Genomic DNA, 20,129 nt, shown 5'->3' with positions numbered 1-20,129 from the left:
TAATTTGACCAATTACTGGATCGTTCCAGATTCTTTGACGGATGCTTTTAGGGATGGCGTTTCAAAAAAATAAGTTTGTTTGGACTGTCCCAACTGGTTATTGATTAAGGTGATGGCCGATGATTTGTCGCCGTAAACCGACAGGAATGCGGCAACAGTCGCCGTTGGCCGTGAATCGGCAATAATGGTTTTACGGGTGTTTATCAGCCGGATCAGTTCCGGAGTTTGTACTACACTTTGCGCTTTAAAGCCCCGAATTTCCAAATCTTCGGTATCGTCAAACACCATCGCCGGACGTTGATCTTCTTTCACGAAGCGCAACTGTACCTGGTCGAAGGTGATGTTTCGGACGTGCCGAACATAAAAACCATACGCGGGTAACGTAGCACCGAACATCGTTCCGACCGGGTAGACATCCGCTTTTTCGGGTACCGAAGTGGGTTTGACATCGGTGATGCCGCCTTCGAACTCGAAGTTTAGGTTACGTAGGATCACATTCTCGACCGGATAGTCAGTTAGGCCCGTTATCGAACAGCCCAGAGCGGCCAGTCGGCTCCCCTGAAGATTGGCAATAAGTATATCCAGTAAAGCCGGTTTATTGGTAGTTGTGTTCGTACCATACTTCTTGTTTCGGGTATTCAGTCGGACGAAAATCCCGGCGCGTTTGATGTTTCGCAGGCTAATGTCTGAAATCGTGACCCGCTTTATTCGAGCGCCATCCACAGTCATAATCGCCAGCCCATCGCCCCAGGTATCGAATACGGTGCAATTTTGAATTACAATATCTTCGAATCGGCCAGCGGTTTCAGTACCTATTTTGATACCACTAGCCCCGGAACTGACATGACAATTGGTGATGTTAATATTCCGGCATACTTTATCGGGCGAGAAACTTTTGATACAGATGCCGTCGTCGCCACTCGTAATGAAGCAGTTGCTCACGCGGACGACCTCGCAATCGACTAAATCCATACCGTCCGTATTGCGATGCTTAACGGCGTGTTCGCGATTCGGATTCTCGACATCTTTGTTCTCGCGGCTGTCGACTGTAATACCGTCAATAACCATGTTTTTACAACCCTGATACGTTTGCACCCAGGACGCCGAATTCTGTAGTGTCACGCCTTTGATCAGGACATTCTCACAGCCTCGTATATGAAGGATGCGCGGGCGATATTTGAAAGAAGGCCGCATGTACGGATCCTTGGGACCACGATTGTCTAGCATATCCCCGCGTCCATCAATCGTCCCCCGCCCTTCGATACTGATGTTCCGACAGTTTTCCGCGTAGACTAAGGCTTTGCTGGTCAGTGGATGTTCATCGTACGTTGGATACTCCGACGTTTGGTCGGGATAGTCAGCTGCTTTCGGGCTACCCAATAATGTCGCGCCCGCTTCAACGGAAAGCGTTACGTTGCTTTTCAGGTAGATTGTCCCCGACAGAAACGTCCCGTTGTGCAAATACACCCGACCGCCCCCGGCTGCATGGCATTGGTCGATAGCCGTCTGAATGGCCTTGGTATCCATTGTTTTGCCATCCCCTTTGGCCCCATACGCCAGCACATCCCACACGCCAGACGGTTGCTGAGCGAAGACGCTGGTTGCAAGAAGCAAGCAGAACAGGAAGTGCTTTACGTGTGACATGATGGGTTTGCTAATTTTAGGGCTTAAATAATCACACCACTTTACTTTTTTCCATGATCAGCATCGGGTAGTCGTGCAAGGGAAGCTGACGGAAAATCTGAGCTTCGGCACCAACTCGCCACTTATCGTTGTCGTACATCTTCTCCTGATTCGGGATTTCGAGAATTTCGCCCGTTAGTGGATCGACCAGAACGGGTTCCGTAAAGCCACGAGCTTCCCAGTCCCAAAGGAATAGGTTAAGACTATCGGCCGGTGGATTGTCGGATGCTTTTTGGTCGGACCAGTAGGCCAGTACGAGGCCGTTATCGGTGTTCAGTGTAGTGGTACAGACGCCTTCCAGGTTCTTTTTCGTTCCGTTGCCAAACGCCTGATATTCTTTTTCTGTCGCCGATTCCTTACCCGACAACGTATTGACCGTAGCACTGCGGGTATGCACATCGCCATGCACCAGACTGCCCAAATGTTGCAGCGCTTTATAGGCAATTTTGGGTTTGATTTCCGGTTTCTGCCGCAGAATACCCTTGTAATTCGTGTTACCCGATCCTTTCGGATAATCGTGTAGATCGACGATCAGAAACCACAACGTCATCGGCAAGTTCAGCGAGCAATCGGTGATCAACCGACGTAGCATGACTTTGGCCTGAATGGTTTCTGTCCAGGGACCTTCGCCCGAAAACCCCGTGCTATTTGGAAGGGATGGGAAGCCGTTTTCACCTTGCCAGATTTTGATTTTTGGGTTATAGCGATCAATAAGCTGCCGCAGACCTTTAGTTCGCTCGGTGTAGGCTTCGGGCAGCGTCGTGTACGGGTGGAAGGAAAAAATGTCGATCAAATCAGCTAATCCTTCTTTAAACAACTCCTGAATGTAGAGGATCGGCATTCGCGAAACCACGCCCCCAACGATGATTGCATTTGGGTTATTTTTCCGGATCAAGGGAGCCGTCTCCCGTACCAACTGTACGTATTTTTTAGGATCGGGTTTATCCGGTTTCCAGAAGCCCGACAGGTTCGGCTCGTTCCAGATTTCATAATGCTGAACCTTGCCTTTGTAGCGTTTGGCGACAGCAACCACAAATTTCTGCCAGGCGGCATTAGCCACCGGATTCGCCGTTGATGGATAGAAGCCAACTTCGCCTTCCTGATAGTTCGTGTTGCCATAACCGACGTTAAAAAACGGCTTTACACCCCGACTCACCAGTCCATCCACGCTCTCGTCTAACCAGGCCCAGTCGTACTTGCCCTTTTCGCGCTCCACCCGCGCCCAACCCGTCTGCAAACGGCCCCATTTGACGGGTAGATTATCGATCCAGGGATAGACTTCTTTGGGTTTCCACAAGTCCCGGTCAAGCGTTTCACAGCCAATGCCGAAGGGCGAGCTTTTGATTTCAGTCGGTTTTTTTAATCGAACAGTACCGATTTTCTTCAACGGTGCAGCCGATGAATCGACACGTAGCGGAGCAATTAGTTCCGGTACGTTCGTGTCCAGTTGATCGAGCGAGGCCGATAGCGGGAGTACCGATAGGGTTTTTAAAAAGTTACGGCGGTGGTTTTCCATAAGTTGGTTTCGATTCAGTACAAGGCGGTTACATCACTTTACTTTTTTCCATGATCAGCATCGGGTAATCCTGCAACGGAAGCTGGCGAAATACCTGCGCTTCGGCATCTACCCGCCATTTGTCTTTATCGTATATCTTTTCGTGATCCGTTAGTTCGCGAATATCGCCCGTTAGTGGATCGATCAGAACCGGTTCGTTGAAACCCCGGCCTTCCCAGTCCCAGAAAAACGCGTGAATGGTGTTGGCGGCTGGTTGGTCGGCCGCTTTGGCTCCCGACCAGTAAGCAAAAACGGTCCCATTGTCGGTATTCAAAACGGCTGAACAAATGCCATCCAGACTCTTTTTCAGGCCATTACCAAACAAACGATACTCTTTTTCCGTAGCGGGTTCACTTCCCCCCACCGCGTGAACAATTGAGCTGCGGGTACGTACGTCGCCGTGAACCAGACTGCCCAGATGTTGCAACGCTTTGTAGGCAATTTTAGGCTTGACTTCTGGTTTTTGCCGCAAAATGCCTTTGTAATTCACCTTGCCCGATCCTTTCGGATAATCGTGCAGATCGACGATCAGGAACCACAGCGTCATGTCAATATCCAGGGAACAGTCCGTCAGCAGTCGGCGCAGCATGATCTTGGCCTGAATGGTTTCTGTCCAAGGACCTTCGCCCCCATAGCCCGTGCTGTTAGGGTCGGATGGGAAGCCATTCTCGCCCTGCCAGATTTTGATTTTCGGATTGTGCTGGTCAAGTAGTTTACGCAACGCCACCGTTCGCTCCGAGTAGGCTTCCGGAATGGTGGTGTACGGATGGAAGGAAAAAATGTCGATCAGATCAGTGAGGCCGACTTTCAACATTTCCTGGATGTAGTACGTCGGCATTTGCGAAACCACCCCACCCACGATCACGGCATCAGGACAGTTTTTTCGAATAATCGGCGCGGTTTCCCGGACCAACTGTACATACTTTTGGGGATTGGGTTTGTCGGGGCTCCAGAAGCCTGCCAGATTTGGTTCGTTCCAGATTTCGTAATGCTTGATTTTATGTTTATAGCGTTTGGTCAGGGCAGTCACGTAGCGTTTCCAGGCCTCGTTCGCTTCAGGCGAATCCAGCGGATGATAGCCAACTTCCCCGGCCATATAGTTGGTGTTGCCATAGCTAACATTGAAGAACGGCTTTACCCCCCGGCTCACCAGCCCATCGACGCTCTCGTCCAGCCACCCCCAATCGTATTTGCCCTTCTCCCGTTCCACACGCCCCCAACCCGTTTGCAGCCGTCCCCATTTGATCGGCAAACTATCAACCCAAGGATACACCTCTTTTGGTTTCCACAAGTCCCGATCCAGCGTTTCGCAGCCAATGCCGAAGGGTGAGTTTTTGATTTCAGTCGGTTTTTTTAGTCGAACATTACCAATTTTCTTCAAGGGTGCAACCGCTTGACCGTCAGCCAAAAGACCGATAGGATTTACTGAATCTGATTTTAGATCCGTTAACGAAGTCGATAGTGGGAGTACCGACAGGGTTTTTAAAAAATTACGGCGGTTGTTTTCCATACGTTGTTTTTCTTTTGTCATCCGACAACGGCTACTTACTGATTTTGCTCCAACGGTTCATTGAACACATTGCAGACGTGTAGTGAATGGCTGTTGAAATGATAGGGACCTTCGTACCCTGTGTCGCCAAGCAGATGGCTTACGAGTGCAATCGAAAGCGGATAAAACCAGGAGCCGAGCATGATGTGCGTCCGATTCGGATCTTCGTCGCGCAGTTCGGCGGTGGCGGTTGTTTCGCCCTCTTTCCAGATCCAGTGCGGACGGGGCACCCAGTCGCTGGGCTGGCTGTCTTTTCGGTGTAATAACCAGCCAACGCCATCGGGACTTTCGTGCTGAAGCGCATGAGCCAGATACCGTCGGCAGGCTTTTTCGACATCCTCCCGGCGATAATCTGTTAGACTAGCCAGATTCGCTAACTGATAGGCCCCATCGAAATCGGGGCAATCGGAGCCACCCGGCCAGAACGAACCATCGGGTAACTGGCAAGCCAGTGTTGAGTCGATGGAACGTTCGAGATGCCGAAGTGGCCAACCTAAGGCGAAATAAATAGGAATTACGTGGATGGTACCAAACAGGCCATTGGGCAGATCCGCGCCATATTGCGTTCCCCAATAGCCCGTCTTGCTATCCTGTAATTCTTCGAGCGCGGGAAACATCGCTTTTTCCATCAGCGAATCCACTTCCGACGCCCCAAACCAATCCCGCAGCGCAAACAGGGCAGTAGCCGCAGCTAGTACCTGATTTCCGGCCGCCCATGAATTGCGCCAGTCGTAGTGCTTCACCCAGCGATACAGCCGATCAGCATCGAGCAGAGGTTCCAGAAAACTCAATTCGCGCTCCGGCTTACGATCGAGCATTCGCAACGCCCAGATGTTCCCCCGCGTGTAGTGCCAGATGGGTTCCAGTTCGTCGAGCGTTCGAATACGACTACCATTGGCCGTATTGCCCGAGAAATAACCTTGTTCCGTTTGTCGACGCTGAAACTGCTCGGCCCAGATGTCCAGATCAGCCGCCGGGCGATTATGTAGTTCACCAAACAAATCCAGCACGTGGGCGGCATGGTAGGAGCCGTAAAAACTTTCACCTTCGCCCTGTTCCTTGCGGTAAATACCGGGCTTATCGCCAATTTTCATGGCGTCTACGAAGTTCAGCGATGTTTGTTTAATGCGTTGATATCCGAATGTTTCTATCATGCTATTGGTTGTATTGGGCTATATTTAACGAAGTCTTTTACCGATCAGGATCGGGTTAAAAACCCCCGGTTACGCAGCCAGATTTCCAGTTGCGTCATCCAGGAGTCGGTTAGATCGGGTTTGATGCCAAAGCCGTGTCCACCTTTTTCGTAGAGGTGAAGTTCGGCGGGAATACCGGCTTTTTTCACGGCTTGATAAAAGCGAATGCTGTTGCTGAAATTCACTGTCGGATCATCACCCGCGTGAACCAGGAAGGTTGGTGGCGTAGTGGCGGTTACGTGCTCTTCAGGTGAGTAAGCCGCCAGTTGACTCTCCGTTGGGTGATCGCCCAGCAAATTTTTGACGGAACCTTGATGCCCAATGTCGGGCCGGAAACTGACGACAGGCCAGCACAGAATCAGAAAATCAGGGCGCAAACCCGTTGTATCTTTTCCTGATTCGAAGGCTTTTGTAAACTGCGTAGCCGCCATGGCCGCTACGTGTCCACCCGCGGAGGAACCCAGAACACCAAGGCGATTTGGCCGGATTCCCCATTCCGAAGCTCGTTGACGAACCACACGAAACGCCTGCTGTACATCCTGAAACACCCCTATTGATCGGTCCTGCATCAGCCCATCGGCGGGTAAACGATAGGTAAGCACGAAGGCCATTATGCCCCATTTATTGAGCCGTTTGGCAATGAATCGGGCATTTTCGGTATTCAGATTTCGGTACCCACCACCCGGACAAATAATGACCCCCGTTCCATTTGGCGAAGCTGACTTGAATACGATCAATCGCGGACTAATCACATGCGACAAAGCCGTTAATCGGCCTGCGGCATCATACGTCCGTTTTTCCGGTTGCGAACTGGCAACAGCGTTCGGAACACCATTGGAATACAAAGGCACTTCCGGCTCCGACTGGGCCATACCAGGCCCACTTAGCAGAGTTCCTGCTATCAGTAGGCTAGTGGTTAGGACCCAGTTCATTTGCATTCTGCTACTTGTTTTATTGTTACGTAATGAGGATTGCGTCAATTGCTATTGATTTTCCGATAGCGTGATAAGCGACTTATCCGCAATCAGAATCGGCGAATCATAGAGGGGAATCTGGCGAAACAGGTTGTCTTTTTTCTGCCAGCTATCCTTGGGGATTTCATATACCGTTCCGGCCATCAAATCCACCCAGACGGGGTTTTTAAACCGAGCGTTGGCAAACGTAAAATCGTACAGGGTTTGCTCGTTGTCGTTGGAAGGCACATTGTCTTTGATCCAGACCGTTACGGCCTGAAGCTGACTCGATTTATCAGAAAAAGCATACAACGATAGTGTACTGGTGTCTTCTTTTTTAACCGAATACGGATACGTTTCCAGCCGCCCCAGCCGATCATCGAATACCGAAATTAGGTTCTGAAATGCGTAGTAGGCCGGTTTGGCATAGGCTACGGTCATATCCTCCTTCGCTTGCAATAACCCCTTATGATTCCATTCTTCGGGCGTTTTGGCATCCATGATCGTGAAGCAACACGACTCTTTATCATGGCCCAAGTCCGTCAGTAGTCGGCGGAGGATATGCTTCGATTGAGTGAGTTCCGTCCAGGGGTATTTGCTCAGTGCGAAGTGATCACTCCAGGCCGATGGGCAACCTGCTTCACCCTGCCGAATCTTAATTTTGGAAAGACCACTACCCCGGTCATATTTTGCCACTACCTTTTCCAGCTCTTCCTCCGACGCACGATTATCAGGATTGGGAATATGCCGATGGTGGGTGATTTCATCAACCAGTCCAAGCTTGCCTTTTTCCTTGATGCGTTGAAGCACATTGTCGGCAAATTTGTAGTCGACGCCACTACCAAGGGCGAAGGCAATGATTTTGGCCTTTGGTTGGGCCGACCGAACGGTTTCAGCTGTGGTGATAAAGAAGTTGGCGTAGTCGGGAATGGCGATTTTATAATTCGGTTCGTTCCAGATTTCCCATTCATTTACCTTATCGCCGTAGCGGGTCACGATGGCGGTTACGTACTTCTTCCAGCCTTCCAAGGCTTCACCGGAATAGGGAATAGCCGCATTGAGCGTGGTTCCTCCCCCACCCGAATAAACGGGATTGCCATACGACAGATTGATCCAGGGCGTAACGCCCTGGCGTACCATGTCATTGACAATCTCATCCAGCCAGGCAAAGTCATACTGATTCTTAATCTTTTCGCACTTGGCCCATCCCGATTGAATCCGGGCTTTTTTGACACCCAGTTTACCCAGATACTCTTTCCAATTGGCGTAGACCGTATAATCCCGGTCCATGTATTCAGCTCCCACCGACCAGTTGGATGAACGAATATCCCGCGAGTTCTTCGGTGCTAGTTTTCCCAGGTATTTAAAGCTCGGATTCGCCGATTGACCCGCAGGGGTTGTCAGCGGCAAGGCAGTTTTCTCAGCAATCAGAACCGGATAGTCCGGTACGGCAAGAGCCGTGAACGTGTAGCAATTGTCTGATTTTTTCCAGCTGTTTTTCGGTATCTCGTATACCTTTCCCGAAACCAAATCAACATAAACGGGCGTGGTGAATTTCCCTTCTATCGTTACATCGGTGGGTTTTGGGTCGTAGGTTTCAGCAGGTCGCGCTTCACCACTCCATACCGTTACCAGGCTGCCGCCGTTCTTTTTATGACGATACTGAAAAGCGGAAACTGTCGTCTGGCTGACAGTTGGTTTGGCTTTGTCGAGCAATTCAATCTGGTCATCGAAGGTGGTAAATACATGTTGAGCGGCTTTGTAGGCCAGCTTAGGCCGGTCGATGGTTTTGTCAGGATTGGTTTTTAGCAGGCCTTTTGTGTTCACTCCCGTCATGTGATCGCCAGCCGCGTAATGAATATCGCTGATGGTGAACAGGTTGGTTGCGATGCCGCGTCCGTGGTCGCCCAGCATCCGACGCAAATCCCACTTGGCCTGGCTAAGTTCGGTCCAGTCGTATTGTCGTAGCGCCCCGATGGTAACAGCGCTTGCGGTTGAGGGTGCGCCGTTCTCACCCTGCATGAAGGTGATTTTTGGATTGTAACTCCAAACCAGTTGCCGCATTTCTTCAACCTTCGGATAAGAGGTCTCGGGAACCGGCGCGTAGCCGTGGTAGGTCAGAATGTCGATCAGGTCGAGGGCATTTTCTTTTTTCAGGTGATCAAGAAATGGGCGCATAAAAGCCGTTGCAGGTACACCATCCACGCCGAGGGCAATCAGTTGTGCATTGGGCTGAATGGAGCGTACTAGTTTTGCGGTTCGGATGTAGAAAGCCGCTACTTCTTCGCCAGTGTTTAATTTATTCAGATCGGGCTCGTTCCAGATTTCCCAGGCAGGCACCTGATTCTTGTACCGATTCACCATCGCCCGCACCCAATTGTCCCAGGCCGCCAGTCCTTCTTCCGACGTTGGAATCCGGCCTCCCAGCTTTGCTTCACCACCTCCGTTGTAGATTGGGTTGCCGTATGACAATTCCACCCAGGGCGATACACCCCGAGAATGCGCATCCGGAATAACGGCATCGAGCCAGGCAAAATCATACTCACCTTTTACCTTTTCGCACTTCGACCAGCCACCCTGCAACCGAATGCGTTTAGCGCCCAAGGGGCCTAGATGAGACTTGTAAGATTGATAATCGGTATAATCCCGGTCGAGGGTTTCGCCCCCAATGGACCAGGTTGACGCTTTGATTTCTTTTGCTGATCGCGGCCGCAACTGCCCGATCTCCCGGAGACCTTTTGGTTCTGGGGGAGCTTGCCCGAACGTATCTGAGAGGCTTACGCTGAGTAAGCTAACAGCCAGAAATGCCTGAGTGAATGCGCTCATTTTCGTTTTTGAGTTAAGGGAAGCAGACCTTGTAAAAAACCAGCGATGTAGCCTGCCTGTAGTTGCATTGCAGCATCGTCGTAGTGTACGTGATCGACAAAATGCTCGCTACCCAGACTCCGGGTGAAGGTGTACAAATCGACGATGGAAACCCCATGTTTGTGCATCACCTCGTCAGCAATAGCATTGTACGCATCCAGGTCACGGGCATACCGCTTAAAGGCTTTCGAGCGGGTGTTGTGCCGTTCGTCCTCTACGGATGTTGTGCGCATCCAGACCAGCCGGATATTCCGCTTATGAAGCAGTTGGTAAATGGCTTCCAGATTTTTGCGATAACTGGCTGAATCTACCTGAATCGCATTGGTTTCTGGGTTTCGTTTAATGTCGTGCAGGCCGCAATTCAGGAGCAATACATCCGGTTGAAACGTTTTGTCGGGTGCTTTCAATTTCAAATATTCCAGTACCATACGGGAATCCCCTCCATTGGCTCCGACCGGTACGTCCAGATTTTTGGCAGCCTGTCCATCATCACTTTTTCGGTCGTACTGCCAAACGCCTTGTACATACTTTTCCAGAAACGGCCCGTACCGCATCGAAATACTGTCGCCAATGACGTACAACTTCGGCAACGACGGAGCGGTACCCAAGAGTAAATAAGCAAGCAGGACAATGGGTAAGGTTTGGGAAAGTTTCATGGACCAAAAGCGTTAAAATTGTAGTCGACTGCGGCCTGATTGAGCATGAACTCAGTAACCTGGATTCTGCTTCAGGCTTTTATTTAAATCAATCTCGCGCTGAGGAATAAGATATAGCGTATTAAAGTCCTGAACTTTAAGGCTTTTAGCGTTCATAACCGTTACGTACCGACCCGTCCGAATCAGATCGAACCAGCGCTGATTCTCGAAGGCAAACTCAACCCGGCGTTCCTGCTCAATAGATAGTCGAAAACTAGCCTGATTTGTGGCTTTGGTGTCTGCCAGCCCGGCCCGTTTACGCACCTGATTCAAATAGGTTACGGCCTCCGGATTAAAGCCCACTTCGTTGAGCGCTTCCGCATACATAAGCAGTACATCGGCGTACCGAAGCACGGGGAAGTCGATATCTGAATCGCTGGCTAATGCACCGAATTGAACGTACTTGCTGACGTAACGCTGATTAACCGATTGCCCGGTGGCGTCGATATAGGACGATTTCATCGAGAAGCTTTTGCGCTGATCCCCAGCCTCGTAAGCCGTTTCCATATCCGCCGTTGGGTAACGCATACTACCGCCAGTAATGCGGGCACCTTCACTAGCCTGTACAGGTCCGAAACCGCTCCCCTGACCTGTATTGCCCGATTTATATTGGACGTTGAACAGAATTTCGGCGTTCGTTGGCGTTGCATAGCTGAACACATCAGCGTATTTAGGCAACAGTTGGTACTTCGCGGACGTAATCACCTCTTTTAACTTCGCAGCCGCCGTAGCCCAGTCTTTGCGCGTCAGATATACCTTGCCTAACAGGGCTTTAGCCGCTCCCTGTGGTACGCGCCCGATATCCGCTGTTCCATACGAAACGGGTAGCGCTTGCTCCGCACTTTGCAGATCGCTGATGATCAGCTTATACACATCCTCGGCTGGAGTCCGGCTCAAACTACTGGCTCCATCCGGGGTTGTAATTTCGGTTGTGATCAGTGGAACGTCACCAAACAGGCGGACCAGATCGAAATAGAACAAAGCGCGTAAGAACTGTGCTTCGCCTTTGTACTGCATCTTCAGATTATCAGCAATACTGGCCCCCTCAATCCGAGTCAAAATGGCATTGGCACGACTAATAGCTCTGTAGTGATCTCGCCAGGCCGCGAAGATAATGTCATTCAGCGAGGTGTATGTATGATCGACGAACTGAAAATTGTCGACGTTAACAGCTTGCCGGGTTGTTACGCCATAGTCTGTGTTGTCGGTCGAAACTTCGCCCATCCAGTATAGCGATGTACCGTATACGCCCGACTGCTTGAGCGCATTATAAGTGCCAACAACGGCATTGTTAAAGTCGGCGGCCGTCTGATAAAAATTGGTGGTGTTTCGGTCCGTTTCGGGCGTAAGCGCTAGAAAATCGTCGTTACAACTGGCCAGCGACAACAGACTGAATAGAGGAATAAAAAGGTGTTTGGCTTTCATGAGAACTAGTCTGATCAGAAGGTTAGACTTAAACCAAGCGTGTACGAACGAGCTGGCGGATAGCCCAGGTAATCAATACCGGACGCCAGCATATTATCACCTGAGTTACTGATTTCGGGATCGTAGCCAGGGTATTTCGTGAATGTGTACAGGTTGTTAGTGGTCAAATAAACCCGTCCACCCTGCATCCCAATCCGTTTCGACAGATTTTGCGGCAGATTGTAATTCAGCGTTACGTTCCGAATCCGCAGATATGAACCGTCGAAGTTGAAAAAAGAGCTGTAACGCAGGTTGTTGTTTAGGGCGCCCCGAATAATTCGGGGAGAGTTGCCATCGCCGGGTTGCGAAGGCGATTTGTAGTAGTTTTCGATGACTTCGGCCAGATTGTTCTGTACGCCATGATACCCACGTACAAACACAGCGCCGGCCCAGAATACGTCTTTCCCCTGGACGCCATTCATCAGAATGTTCAACGACCAGTTTTTATAGGTGAACGTATTGTTGAAACCGTAATACGCTCTGGCCTGTGGATTTCCCAGAATGGTTCGGTCGGCATCGCTGATTACTCCGTTCCCGTCGATGTCTTTATACATAAAATCGCCGAGCTTAGCCCCCGTTTGTTTAGCATGAGTAGCCAACTGTTCCTGCGTAGTGAAAATACCTTCAACCTGGTGGCCGTAGAAACTGCCGATGGGTTGTCCTACCTGCGTGATGCTGACATCGCCCCGGCCACCGTCGGAGAAGAGTTGTTCGCCTTCCGTACCGAGTCGGAGGACTTTATTACGATTGAAGGTGATGTTGAAGCTAGTGGTCCACTGGAAGTCCCGCGTAGCCACCGGTTTGCCCGACAGCGCCAACTCGACGCCTTTATTTTCCAGTTCGCCGATATTGACCCAGGCAGAGGTATAGCCCGTTGCAGACGGAATGGCTTTATTGAGGAGCATATCCGTGTTACGGCGGTTGTAGTAATCGCCGGTGAATTGCAGACGACTATTGAAAAAGGCCAGATCAACACCAATATCCACCTGCTTGCTGGTCTCCCAACCCAGATTATTGTTTGTGAAACTACTTTGCGCTAGACCCGGAACCTGCGTATTGCCCAGCACATAATTAGTTGCCGACAGTAGGCCCAGGTAGCGATAGTTGCCAATGGAATTATTACCGGAAAGCCCATAACCGGCCCGAATTTTAAAATCGTCGAATAGATTCAGACTTTTCAAAAAAGGCTCTTCCGATAAGCGCCAGCCAACGGAGAACGAAGGGAATGTTCCCCAGCGATTCGCCGAACCGAACCGAGATGAGCCGTCCGATCGAACGGTCGCGGTCACCAGATAGCGGTCATTATAGGCATAGTTGACCCGGCCGAGGTAGGACATCAGCGACCACTGCCCCACACTATATCCACCACCTGTAATCTGTCCACCGTTAATGTTTTCGAGGAGGTCGTCGGCGAAGTTCGTGGCATTCGTAGTCGTTGCAGTTGAGGTTGATTTCTGAATGGTGAAGCCACCAAGTGCATCGAGGGAGTGAGCGCCAACGTTCCGCCGATAATTGAGCGTATTTTCATTCAGCCAGTTTACATCCGATGAATTGACGATGTTGGCAGTGGCCGGCGATACGGAAGCACTCGTTGATAAGGTCGACGGCTTGAACATATTCGTCGTGAAGTAGTTAAAGTCAGTCCCAACGCTCACTCTGAACTTCAGACCATCGATAATTTCGTATTCCCCGAATAGATTACCCAGTATTCTGAATTGCGAGTTGGAGCTTTTGTACTCGTTGGCGGTTTGAACCGGATTCGGGATAGCCCCCATTCCCACATTTGTTAGCGCATTGGTATTGCCATATGTACCGTCTGGATTGTAAACCGGAATCATCGGAGGCATAGACAAGGCCTCAGCCACAATATTAAAATCGCTATAGTGACCCGTCGATGGTACGTTGTCGGTGGCGGTATAGGTAGGCGCTAAATTCATACTGACCTTTAATCGGCTACTAAGCTGACCGTCAAGATTGATCCGGGCTGAATACCGTTCAAAACCCGAGCTGATAAGGATGCCTTTCTGATTGAAATACCCCCCTGACATGGCATACCGCAACTTGTCATTACCACCCACAGCGCTGATCTGATAATTCTGGATGGGGGCTGTCCGAAAAATGACCTTCTGCCAGTCGGTATCCACTTTTGGGAGATTGTTCAAATCCTGCCATTCTTCCGGTATCCGGTATGAGGTGGAGCGTACGCTGTTAGGATCGGTGATTTTCGCACTAGGACCGCCGTTGTCGAGCCAACCATTATTATGGCCTTCGATGACGAATTCAGCGAATTGGCGGGTGTTCATCATCTTTAGTAGTCGGGCAGGCTCCTGAACACCTGCGTAGGCATCCACTGTAATCTGTGCCTTGCCTGATTTCCCACGCTTAGTCGTCACAATAACGACGCCGTTAGAGCCCCGTGACCCATAAATAGCTGTGGCTGATGCATCTTTCAGAACTTCGATGGATTCAATATCACCCGGATTGATGGTATTCAGCGGATTACCCACGCCAGCATTGTTGATTGGAAATCCATCGACGACAAACAAAGGATCATTACCACCAGACACCGAACCGATACCACGTACCAAGATATTGGTGTTACCGCCCGGTGCACCTGATGTAGATGAAATCTGTAAGCCAGGTACCTGACCCTGCAAAGCCTGATCCAATCCTGAAACAGGCAGTCGCTGAATATCTTTCGCAGTTACCGAAGCCACAGCCCCAGTCAGGTCTTTTTTCTGCTGCGTACCGTAGCCGATCACGACTACTTCGTTCAGGGCTTTATTATCAAGCGCCAATTGAACATTAATGACCGAACGCTTATCTATGGCAACCTCCTGACTCGCATACCCAACATACGAAATAACCAGCGTTGTATTTCCAATCGGTACCGACAGACGATAGTCACCTTTGGCATCGGTGGTAGTACCGTTATTACGGTCCGCCGATGCGGTATTCTTGACAAGTACAGTGACACCCGGCAGGGGTTGCCCCGATTCGTCGGATATCCGCCCCGTAACCGTGTTATTGGATTGGCCTAGTAATTGGCTTATTGTCAGAAGCCAGCTCAATCCTAATAGCCAGGCTCGACTTTGGTAGATTGAAAGGTTATTCATGAGAGTTTAGTCATTATTTATCATTGATAAATTAGAATTTATCAATGCAATACTATTATCCACAGCACTATTTGTCAACTATTTTCACTAATTAATTTTTTTATAGAACTATTCTCATTTTTATATTTAAGCGAATAATTATAATCTTGTCTGTTTTCACTGAGATCAGCAATAAATTCAAATTGGAAAAGTACAAAATAAGCTTTATGGAATAGGTTCTATTCCTTGTAATTCTACTTTAATCATGTAAACTTGCATTTACTATCACAATGATACAGTATAGCCATTTTGCAAGCTTTTGATTTAACCGGTAAGACGACATTAGCAACAGGCTGTAAACGAGGAATTGGACAAGCCGCCGAACACTTCGATGCCTATTGGAATACCGTAACCAATACCAACCTAAGCGCCCCCTTTATTCTGACTCGAGAAATTGGTCGGGGTATAGTTGAGCGCGGTTCTGGCAAGATCATTTTCACGGCTTCACTGCTGGCATTTCTGGGCAGTATTACCGTACAGGGCTACGCGGCTACTAAAAAAGTCGTTGGCCGTTTGGTAAAAGCCTTCGTCAACGAATGGGTGTCAAAAAATAGTAATGCAAACGCCATTGCACCAGGCTATATCGCAACAAATAACTGGGTGGGTAGATGAATAGGTCGACAACAAGTGGCTATATGAATTATACTATACTTTCCTACGTCATAAATCATACTTCATTGGTAATTACACATCAATATGGTATTAGTTATTGTTAAAGCACTGGATATTCTGGAGCTTGTTGCTCAGGATCCTAGCCGGGCACATTCGCTCACTGAGATTGCCGAAACGCTGCAGATGAACCAGGCAACCTGCGTTAACATTCTGAAAACACTAGTTGAAAAAAACTACCTGGAACATTTGGGCCGAAAGAAAGGGTATCGATTGGGACCGATGGCTTACAACCTGACGAACAATCTATCGTACAGCCAGGATTTGGTGCTGGTGGCAAAAGATATTATGCAAGACTTGACCCATCGGCTCAACGAAACGTCTATTCTGGGAATTATTCGGAATCAGAAACGATTCATTGTCCATTTAGTCAATAGTGATCAGGACCTCCAGGCCCGAAGCCGCACCGAACGGAATATTTATGAAACCGCATCAGGGCGACTATTACTGGCCTTCATGTCCACTAAAGAGCGTGAAAGTCTAATTAACGCAATTGGATATCCTAGCTCAGACATTTGGCCGGATGCTACTTCACCCCAGGGGTTAGACGCTGAGTTAGCTGAAATTCGGACAAAGGAGCTATCAAGGACTCGTTCTCAAACGCACATTATTGGGCTGGCTGTACCCATCCGTCGTCAAAATCTGGTGATTGCCAGCTTAAGTATATTCGTACCGGAGATTCGCTGCAGCACGGGTCGCCAAAAAGAAATTGAATTCGAATTACGATCAGCAGCCCAATTAATTAATGAGCGACTTTCTGTGCCTTGAGTAATATACGCTAGGGATTATTCCATGTATTCCACGCAGCCTGAGCAATTTTAGCAATAACCCCTTCACGAGTTGACTCATCGGCTTTGGCGTCGGATACAAACACGGCAATTGCCATGTGGTGTCCGTTGGGTAGTGTAATAAGCCCGACATCGTTTGTGGCCGCCGTTACGCCGTCAATGGTCCAGGAGGTACCGGTTTTATGGGCAACTACGGTTCCAGCGGGCAACAGCCCTTTCAACCGCTTCAGTCCCGTTTGCGTATTCGTCATCAAACGGAACAAACGCGCCCGGCTGGAAGTCGATAAGCCCAGACCGTTTTGTAGCGCTTTCAGTAACTCTACGATCTCGTTTGGTTTAGCCCAGTTGCGATACTGCACGGCATTATCACCGCCGATCTCTTTCTCCGTATTGGCAACGATAATCCCCGTGACGCCAAACGATTTCAGATAATTCATAATTACCTGCGGCCCGCCAACCAATCGCATGAGTACGTCACTGGCCGAACCGTCACTCTCAGACACGGCATACCGTAACAACTCATCCAGTGTTACGTCGGCACCATGGGGATTTTTGTCCCGAAGCGGACTGTGTTGCCGCTCTGATACGTATTCAGCCGGTTTAACGTGAATTGTTTGCGTTAACGACAGCTTTCCCTGATCGACCAGATGCAGGGCCGTCATACCAATCGGAAATTTATAAACGCTCTGCATCGGGAATTGCTCGTCGCCACGCAGGGCAACGGATTCACCAGTTTCGATCACAGTGGCCGACACGCCTACCCGCCCCTGTGCAGCCTGTGCAATTTTTTCAATCTGGTCCCGAAGGTTGGTAACGGATTTATCTGTACCTGACTGGGGTAGGCTGGGCTGAGCATACAACGATGCTGGCAGCAAAAGTGTAATGAGAAGTAGTACGTATCTGATCATAAGGAATGGTCGATTTCGCGCGAAATTATGCGTTAATATTACAGCGCCAAAGCTATACCTGCTATGACCACCTCCGAAATTACCGCTACATACCGTCCCACTTTATTGTCAATCGCTTACCGTATGACTGGCGAAATTATGGTTAGCGAAGACATCGTACAGGACGTATTGCTGAACTGGATGAACCGCTCGTCGGAGGAAATTCAGGATGCAAAGGCTTATCTGGCGAAGAGTGTCATGAACTCGTCGCTGAATCATCTGGCTCAGGTAAAACGCCAGCGGGAAGCGTATAAAGGGGTTTGGTTACCCGAGCCGGTTTTGACCAGTCAGCACGCAGTCGATGCCAGACTGGATATTTCGTACGGATTTATGCTCCTGTTGGAAAAGCTTTCACCCCTGGAGCGGGCTGTTTTCGTCCTTAAAGAAAGTTTCGACGTTACGTATCCTGAACTAGCCGAACTCTTCGACACGACGGAGACAAATAGTCGGCAGCTTTATCATCGGGCAAAAGAGAAAATCTCGGGCGCAAATCGGCGGTTTCGTCTTGATCCTCAGCAGCAACAGCTGCTTTTAGACGCGTTTGTTAAAGGGAGCGAAACCGGCGATCTCACTAGTCTGATTCAGTTACTAAAAACAGACGTAATGCTCTACTCCGACGGGGGCGGAAAAGTCCCTGCCGCTATCAAGCCGCTGTTTGGTCGGGCCGTTGTTGAACAATTTCTGGTGGCAGTGGATGCTAAATTTGGTAATCAACTTAGCCTAAAACCGGCGTTGATCAATGGCGAACTTGCCTTATTATTTACCCAAAACGATACGCAACAGCTTAGCACAGTGATGATTCTGGGCATGGACGAAACCGGCATCAATGGTATTTATACAATACGCAATCCGGATAAACTGGCTCATCTTCAAGGTAATTTAACCGCCAAAACTCGTGTAGAATAAGTCCTCCGGTACGACCCCGGCTAGGGTCGACTATTTAAAGTCAACAGATTTCTATAAATGTTCGACCCCGGCTGGGGTCGTACTGGTCACCTAGCGAGCAAAAAATCTAAACAAGCTTGGCCTATATCCAGAGAAAGATTACAGGCTACAGCAGGTAATCTCTGCGCTACCTTTGCGTTTGCGTCTTTGCGTTAAAAACATCACTATTGACTAAATTTTTCGATAGGCCTGTCACAAAAGTCAGGGCCAGTTTGTCTTGCATGAAATTTTTCAGTTTTCTTAATTTTTCATGCATATGCAAACCAAACAACCTCGTTGGATACAGGCCATTCTTCTTTATTTACTCATTGCTAACAGCGTACCTGGCATCTGGGCGTTGTTCATGCCCCGCGATTTTTATGATTCTTTCCCCGGTTTCGGGCGAACCTGGGTTGCCGTCGATGGACCGTATAACGAACATCTGATCCGGGATGTAGGCGCTTTCTTTGTGGCGCTTGCTACGTTGTGTTTATTAACGCTGGTCGCTCCTCGTCTGATTACGGTACGGGCTACGGCCATCTGCCTGCTCGTCTTCAATGCTCCTCACCTACTCTACCATCTGAATCACCTGCACATGCTGCCAATGATTGATCAGGTCGGGAACGTAGTAACTCTATCTATGAGCGTATTGCTTAGTACCCTGCTCTTATTCTACCGACCCGTTTACGAACGATCCCAGGTTCTTTTCTAGACGTACCATCATTACCATGAATAAAATCTTAATCATTGGGGGTTCGGGCGTTTTAGGCTCGGCTGTCGTTCATACGCTACAAACAGAACGTATCGATTTCCTTACCGGAAGTCGTAATCAACTCAAAAAAGATTCGTACAGCACGGTCAATCAGTCTACCGAAATTCCCTGGACACGTGTTGACCTGGTTACGGGAGAAGGCTTACCCAAAGCACTCATCGGTGTCGATACGGTTTTGCATCTGGCCAGTGCTCCCGGAAAGATTGGTCACGAATTCTTCGAAACCGTCATTACCCGAAACTTACTGAGCGCTCTGAAGCAGTCGACTGTAAAGCATCTGATTTACAGCTCAATTGTTGGAGTCGATAAAATTCAGTACAGTTATTACCGGGCCAAACGGGAGGCAGAACTACTGATTCAGGAAAGTCAGCTTCCCTACACGATTCTGCGGGCGACACAATTCCACGATTTGGTCGATGCAGCTCTCGGTAAGCTGATGAGTTTACCAATTGGATTTATTCCGAAGAAACTGCTCGATCAACCCATTGACGTTGGTTCGGTGGCGCAGAAGTTATACCAACTCACTCAGACTGGACCTCAACAAACCATTATTAATCTGGGTGGGCCGCAGGTGTTGGACGCAGGAACGCTGGTTAAACAGTGGATGAGATACCGGAAAATTTCAAAGCCAATCATCCCCATTCCTATCCTTGGCAGCCTGATGAAAAGTTTTGCGAGGGGAGAGCATACCTGCCCCGAAAAAGCGTTTGATTCAAAAACCTGGGAAACCTATCTGGCTGATCGGTACGGTTCACGTTAAGCACGAATCAGCATCGACGTTTCGGCTTAACGATGTGCCTCTGATCAAGCACGAGTAGGCCCGATCTAACAAAGAAATCTACTCAACTCTGGTTCTGATAGCCTTGCTCACAGTGGGTTATCGGTTGTTCACTCTCAAACCGAGCGTTTAGCCATGT

14 protein-coding genes and 1 pseudogene are annotated in these 20,129 nt (G+C 49.4%); 5 read left to right on the top strand and 10 right to left on the bottom strand.

Annotated elements, in window-relative coordinates; all coding sequences use genetic code 11:
- Nucleotides 1-12 precede the first annotated feature (12 nt).
- From IC230_RS15770 to IC230_RS15730, 9 genes are read right to left on the bottom strand one after another with little or no spacing between them, the layout of a single operon-like run.
- Entirely contained in the window at nucleotides 13-1,644 is a 1,632-nt protein-coding gene (locus tag IC230_RS15770) for a glycoside hydrolase family 28 protein (RefSeq protein ID WP_191040000.1), read from the bottom strand.
- Between the two features lie 31 nt (nucleotides 1,645-1,675).
- Nucleotides 1,676-3,199 (bottom strand): GH39 family glycosyl hydrolase, encoded by a 1,524-nt coding sequence (locus IC230_RS15765; RefSeq protein ID WP_191039999.1) that lies wholly within the window; start codon nucleotides 3,197-3,199, stop codon nucleotides 1,676-1,678.
- 28 nt (nucleotides 3,200-3,227) lie between these two features.
- The gene (locus IC230_RS15760) at nucleotides 3,228-4,748 is read right to left on the bottom strand and encodes a GH39 family glycosyl hydrolase (protein WP_191039998.1); all 1,521 of its coding nucleotides are present in this window, start codon (nucleotides 4,746-4,748) and stop codon (nucleotides 3,228-3,230) included.
- A gap of 35 nt (nucleotides 4,749-4,783) precedes the next feature.
- On the bottom strand, nucleotides 4,784-5,941 hold the full coding sequence (locus tag IC230_RS15755) for a hypothetical protein (protein WP_191039997.1): 1,158 nt from the start codon (nucleotides 5,939-5,941) through the stop codon (nucleotides 4,784-4,786).
- Between the two features lie 44 nt (nucleotides 5,942-5,985).
- Entirely contained in the window at nucleotides 5,986-6,912 is a 927-nt protein-coding gene (locus tag IC230_RS15750; RefSeq protein ID WP_191039996.1) for an alpha/beta hydrolase, read from the bottom strand.
- A 51-nt stretch (nucleotides 6,913-6,963) separates the two neighbouring features.
- Nucleotides 6,964-9,759 carry a GH39 family glycosyl hydrolase gene (locus IC230_RS15745; protein WP_191039995.1) on the bottom strand — a complete coding sequence of 932 codons (2,796 nt, stop codon included), beginning with the start codon at nucleotides 9,757-9,759 and terminating at the stop codon, nucleotides 6,964-6,966.
- On the bottom strand, nucleotides 9,756-10,454 hold the full coding sequence (locus IC230_RS15740) for an SGNH/GDSL hydrolase family protein (protein ID WP_191039994.1): 699 nt from the start codon (nucleotides 10,452-10,454) through the stop codon (nucleotides 9,756-9,758). Before IC230_RS15740 ends, IC230_RS15745 begins: the two co-directional genes overlap by 4 nt.
- 51 nt (nucleotides 10,455-10,505) lie before the next feature.
- Entirely contained in the window at nucleotides 10,506-11,918 is a 1,413-nt protein-coding gene (locus tag IC230_RS15735; RefSeq protein ID WP_191039993.1) for a RagB/SusD family nutrient uptake outer membrane protein, read from the bottom strand.
- A gap of 14 nt (nucleotides 11,919-11,932) precedes the next feature.
- The gene (locus tag IC230_RS15730; RefSeq protein WP_191039992.1) at nucleotides 11,933-15,073 is read right to left on the bottom strand and encodes a SusC/RagA family TonB-linked outer membrane protein; all 3,141 of its coding nucleotides are present in this window, start codon (nucleotides 15,071-15,073) and stop codon (nucleotides 11,933-11,935) included.
- Between the two features lie 354 nt (nucleotides 15,074-15,427).
- On the opposite strand from IC230_RS15730, the pseudogene IC230_RS15725 reads away from it, so the two are divergent.
- Nucleotides 15,428-15,709, top strand: a pseudogene (locus tag IC230_RS15725) (SDR family NAD(P)-dependent oxidoreductase); the annotation flags it as partial.
- Nucleotides 15,710-15,808: 99 nt separating this feature from the next.
- Entirely contained in the window at nucleotides 15,809-16,549 is a 741-nt protein-coding gene (locus IC230_RS15720) for an IclR family transcriptional regulator (protein WP_191039991.1), read from the top strand.
- Nucleotides 16,550-16,559: 10 nt separating this feature from the next.
- Here the strand turns inward: IC230_RS15720 and bla are convergent, their stop codons facing one another.
- Nucleotides 16,560-17,477, bottom strand: coding sequence for a class A beta-lactamase (gene bla, locus IC230_RS15715; RefSeq protein WP_191039990.1), 918 nt, complete (start codon nucleotides 17,475-17,477; stop codon nucleotides 16,560-16,562).
- A 63-nt stretch (nucleotides 17,478-17,540) separates the two neighbouring features.
- On the opposite strand from bla, the gene sigJ reads away from it, so the two are divergent.
- The 3 genes from sigJ (at nucleotide 17,541) to IC230_RS15700 (ending at nucleotide 19,972) form a co-directional block, all read left to right on the top strand.
- Nucleotides 17,541-18,422: an RNA polymerase sigma factor SigJ gene (sigJ, locus tag IC230_RS15710; protein ID WP_191039989.1), complete on the top strand. Its 882-nt coding sequence runs from the start codon at nucleotides 17,541-17,543 to the stop codon at nucleotides 18,420-18,422.
- Between the two features lie 295 nt (nucleotides 18,423-18,717).
- Nucleotides 18,718-19,152 (top strand): hypothetical protein, encoded by a 435-nt coding sequence (locus IC230_RS15705; RefSeq protein WP_191039988.1) that lies wholly within the window; start codon nucleotides 18,718-18,720, stop codon nucleotides 19,150-19,152.
- A 16-nt stretch (nucleotides 19,153-19,168) separates the two neighbouring features.
- Nucleotides 19,169-19,972 carry an SDR family oxidoreductase gene (locus IC230_RS15700; protein WP_191039987.1) on the top strand — a complete coding sequence of 268 codons (804 nt, stop codon included), beginning with the start codon at nucleotides 19,169-19,171 and terminating at the stop codon, nucleotides 19,970-19,972.
- Nucleotides 19,973-20,129 lie beyond the last annotated feature (157 nt).

Origin of the sequence: Spirosoma validum (genome assembly GCF_014699035.1) — a bacterium.
GTDB lineage: Bacteria > Bacteroidota > Bacteroidia > Cytophagales > Spirosomataceae > Spirosoma > Spirosoma validum.
This window is presented reverse-complemented; position numbering and strand designations above follow the sequence as displayed.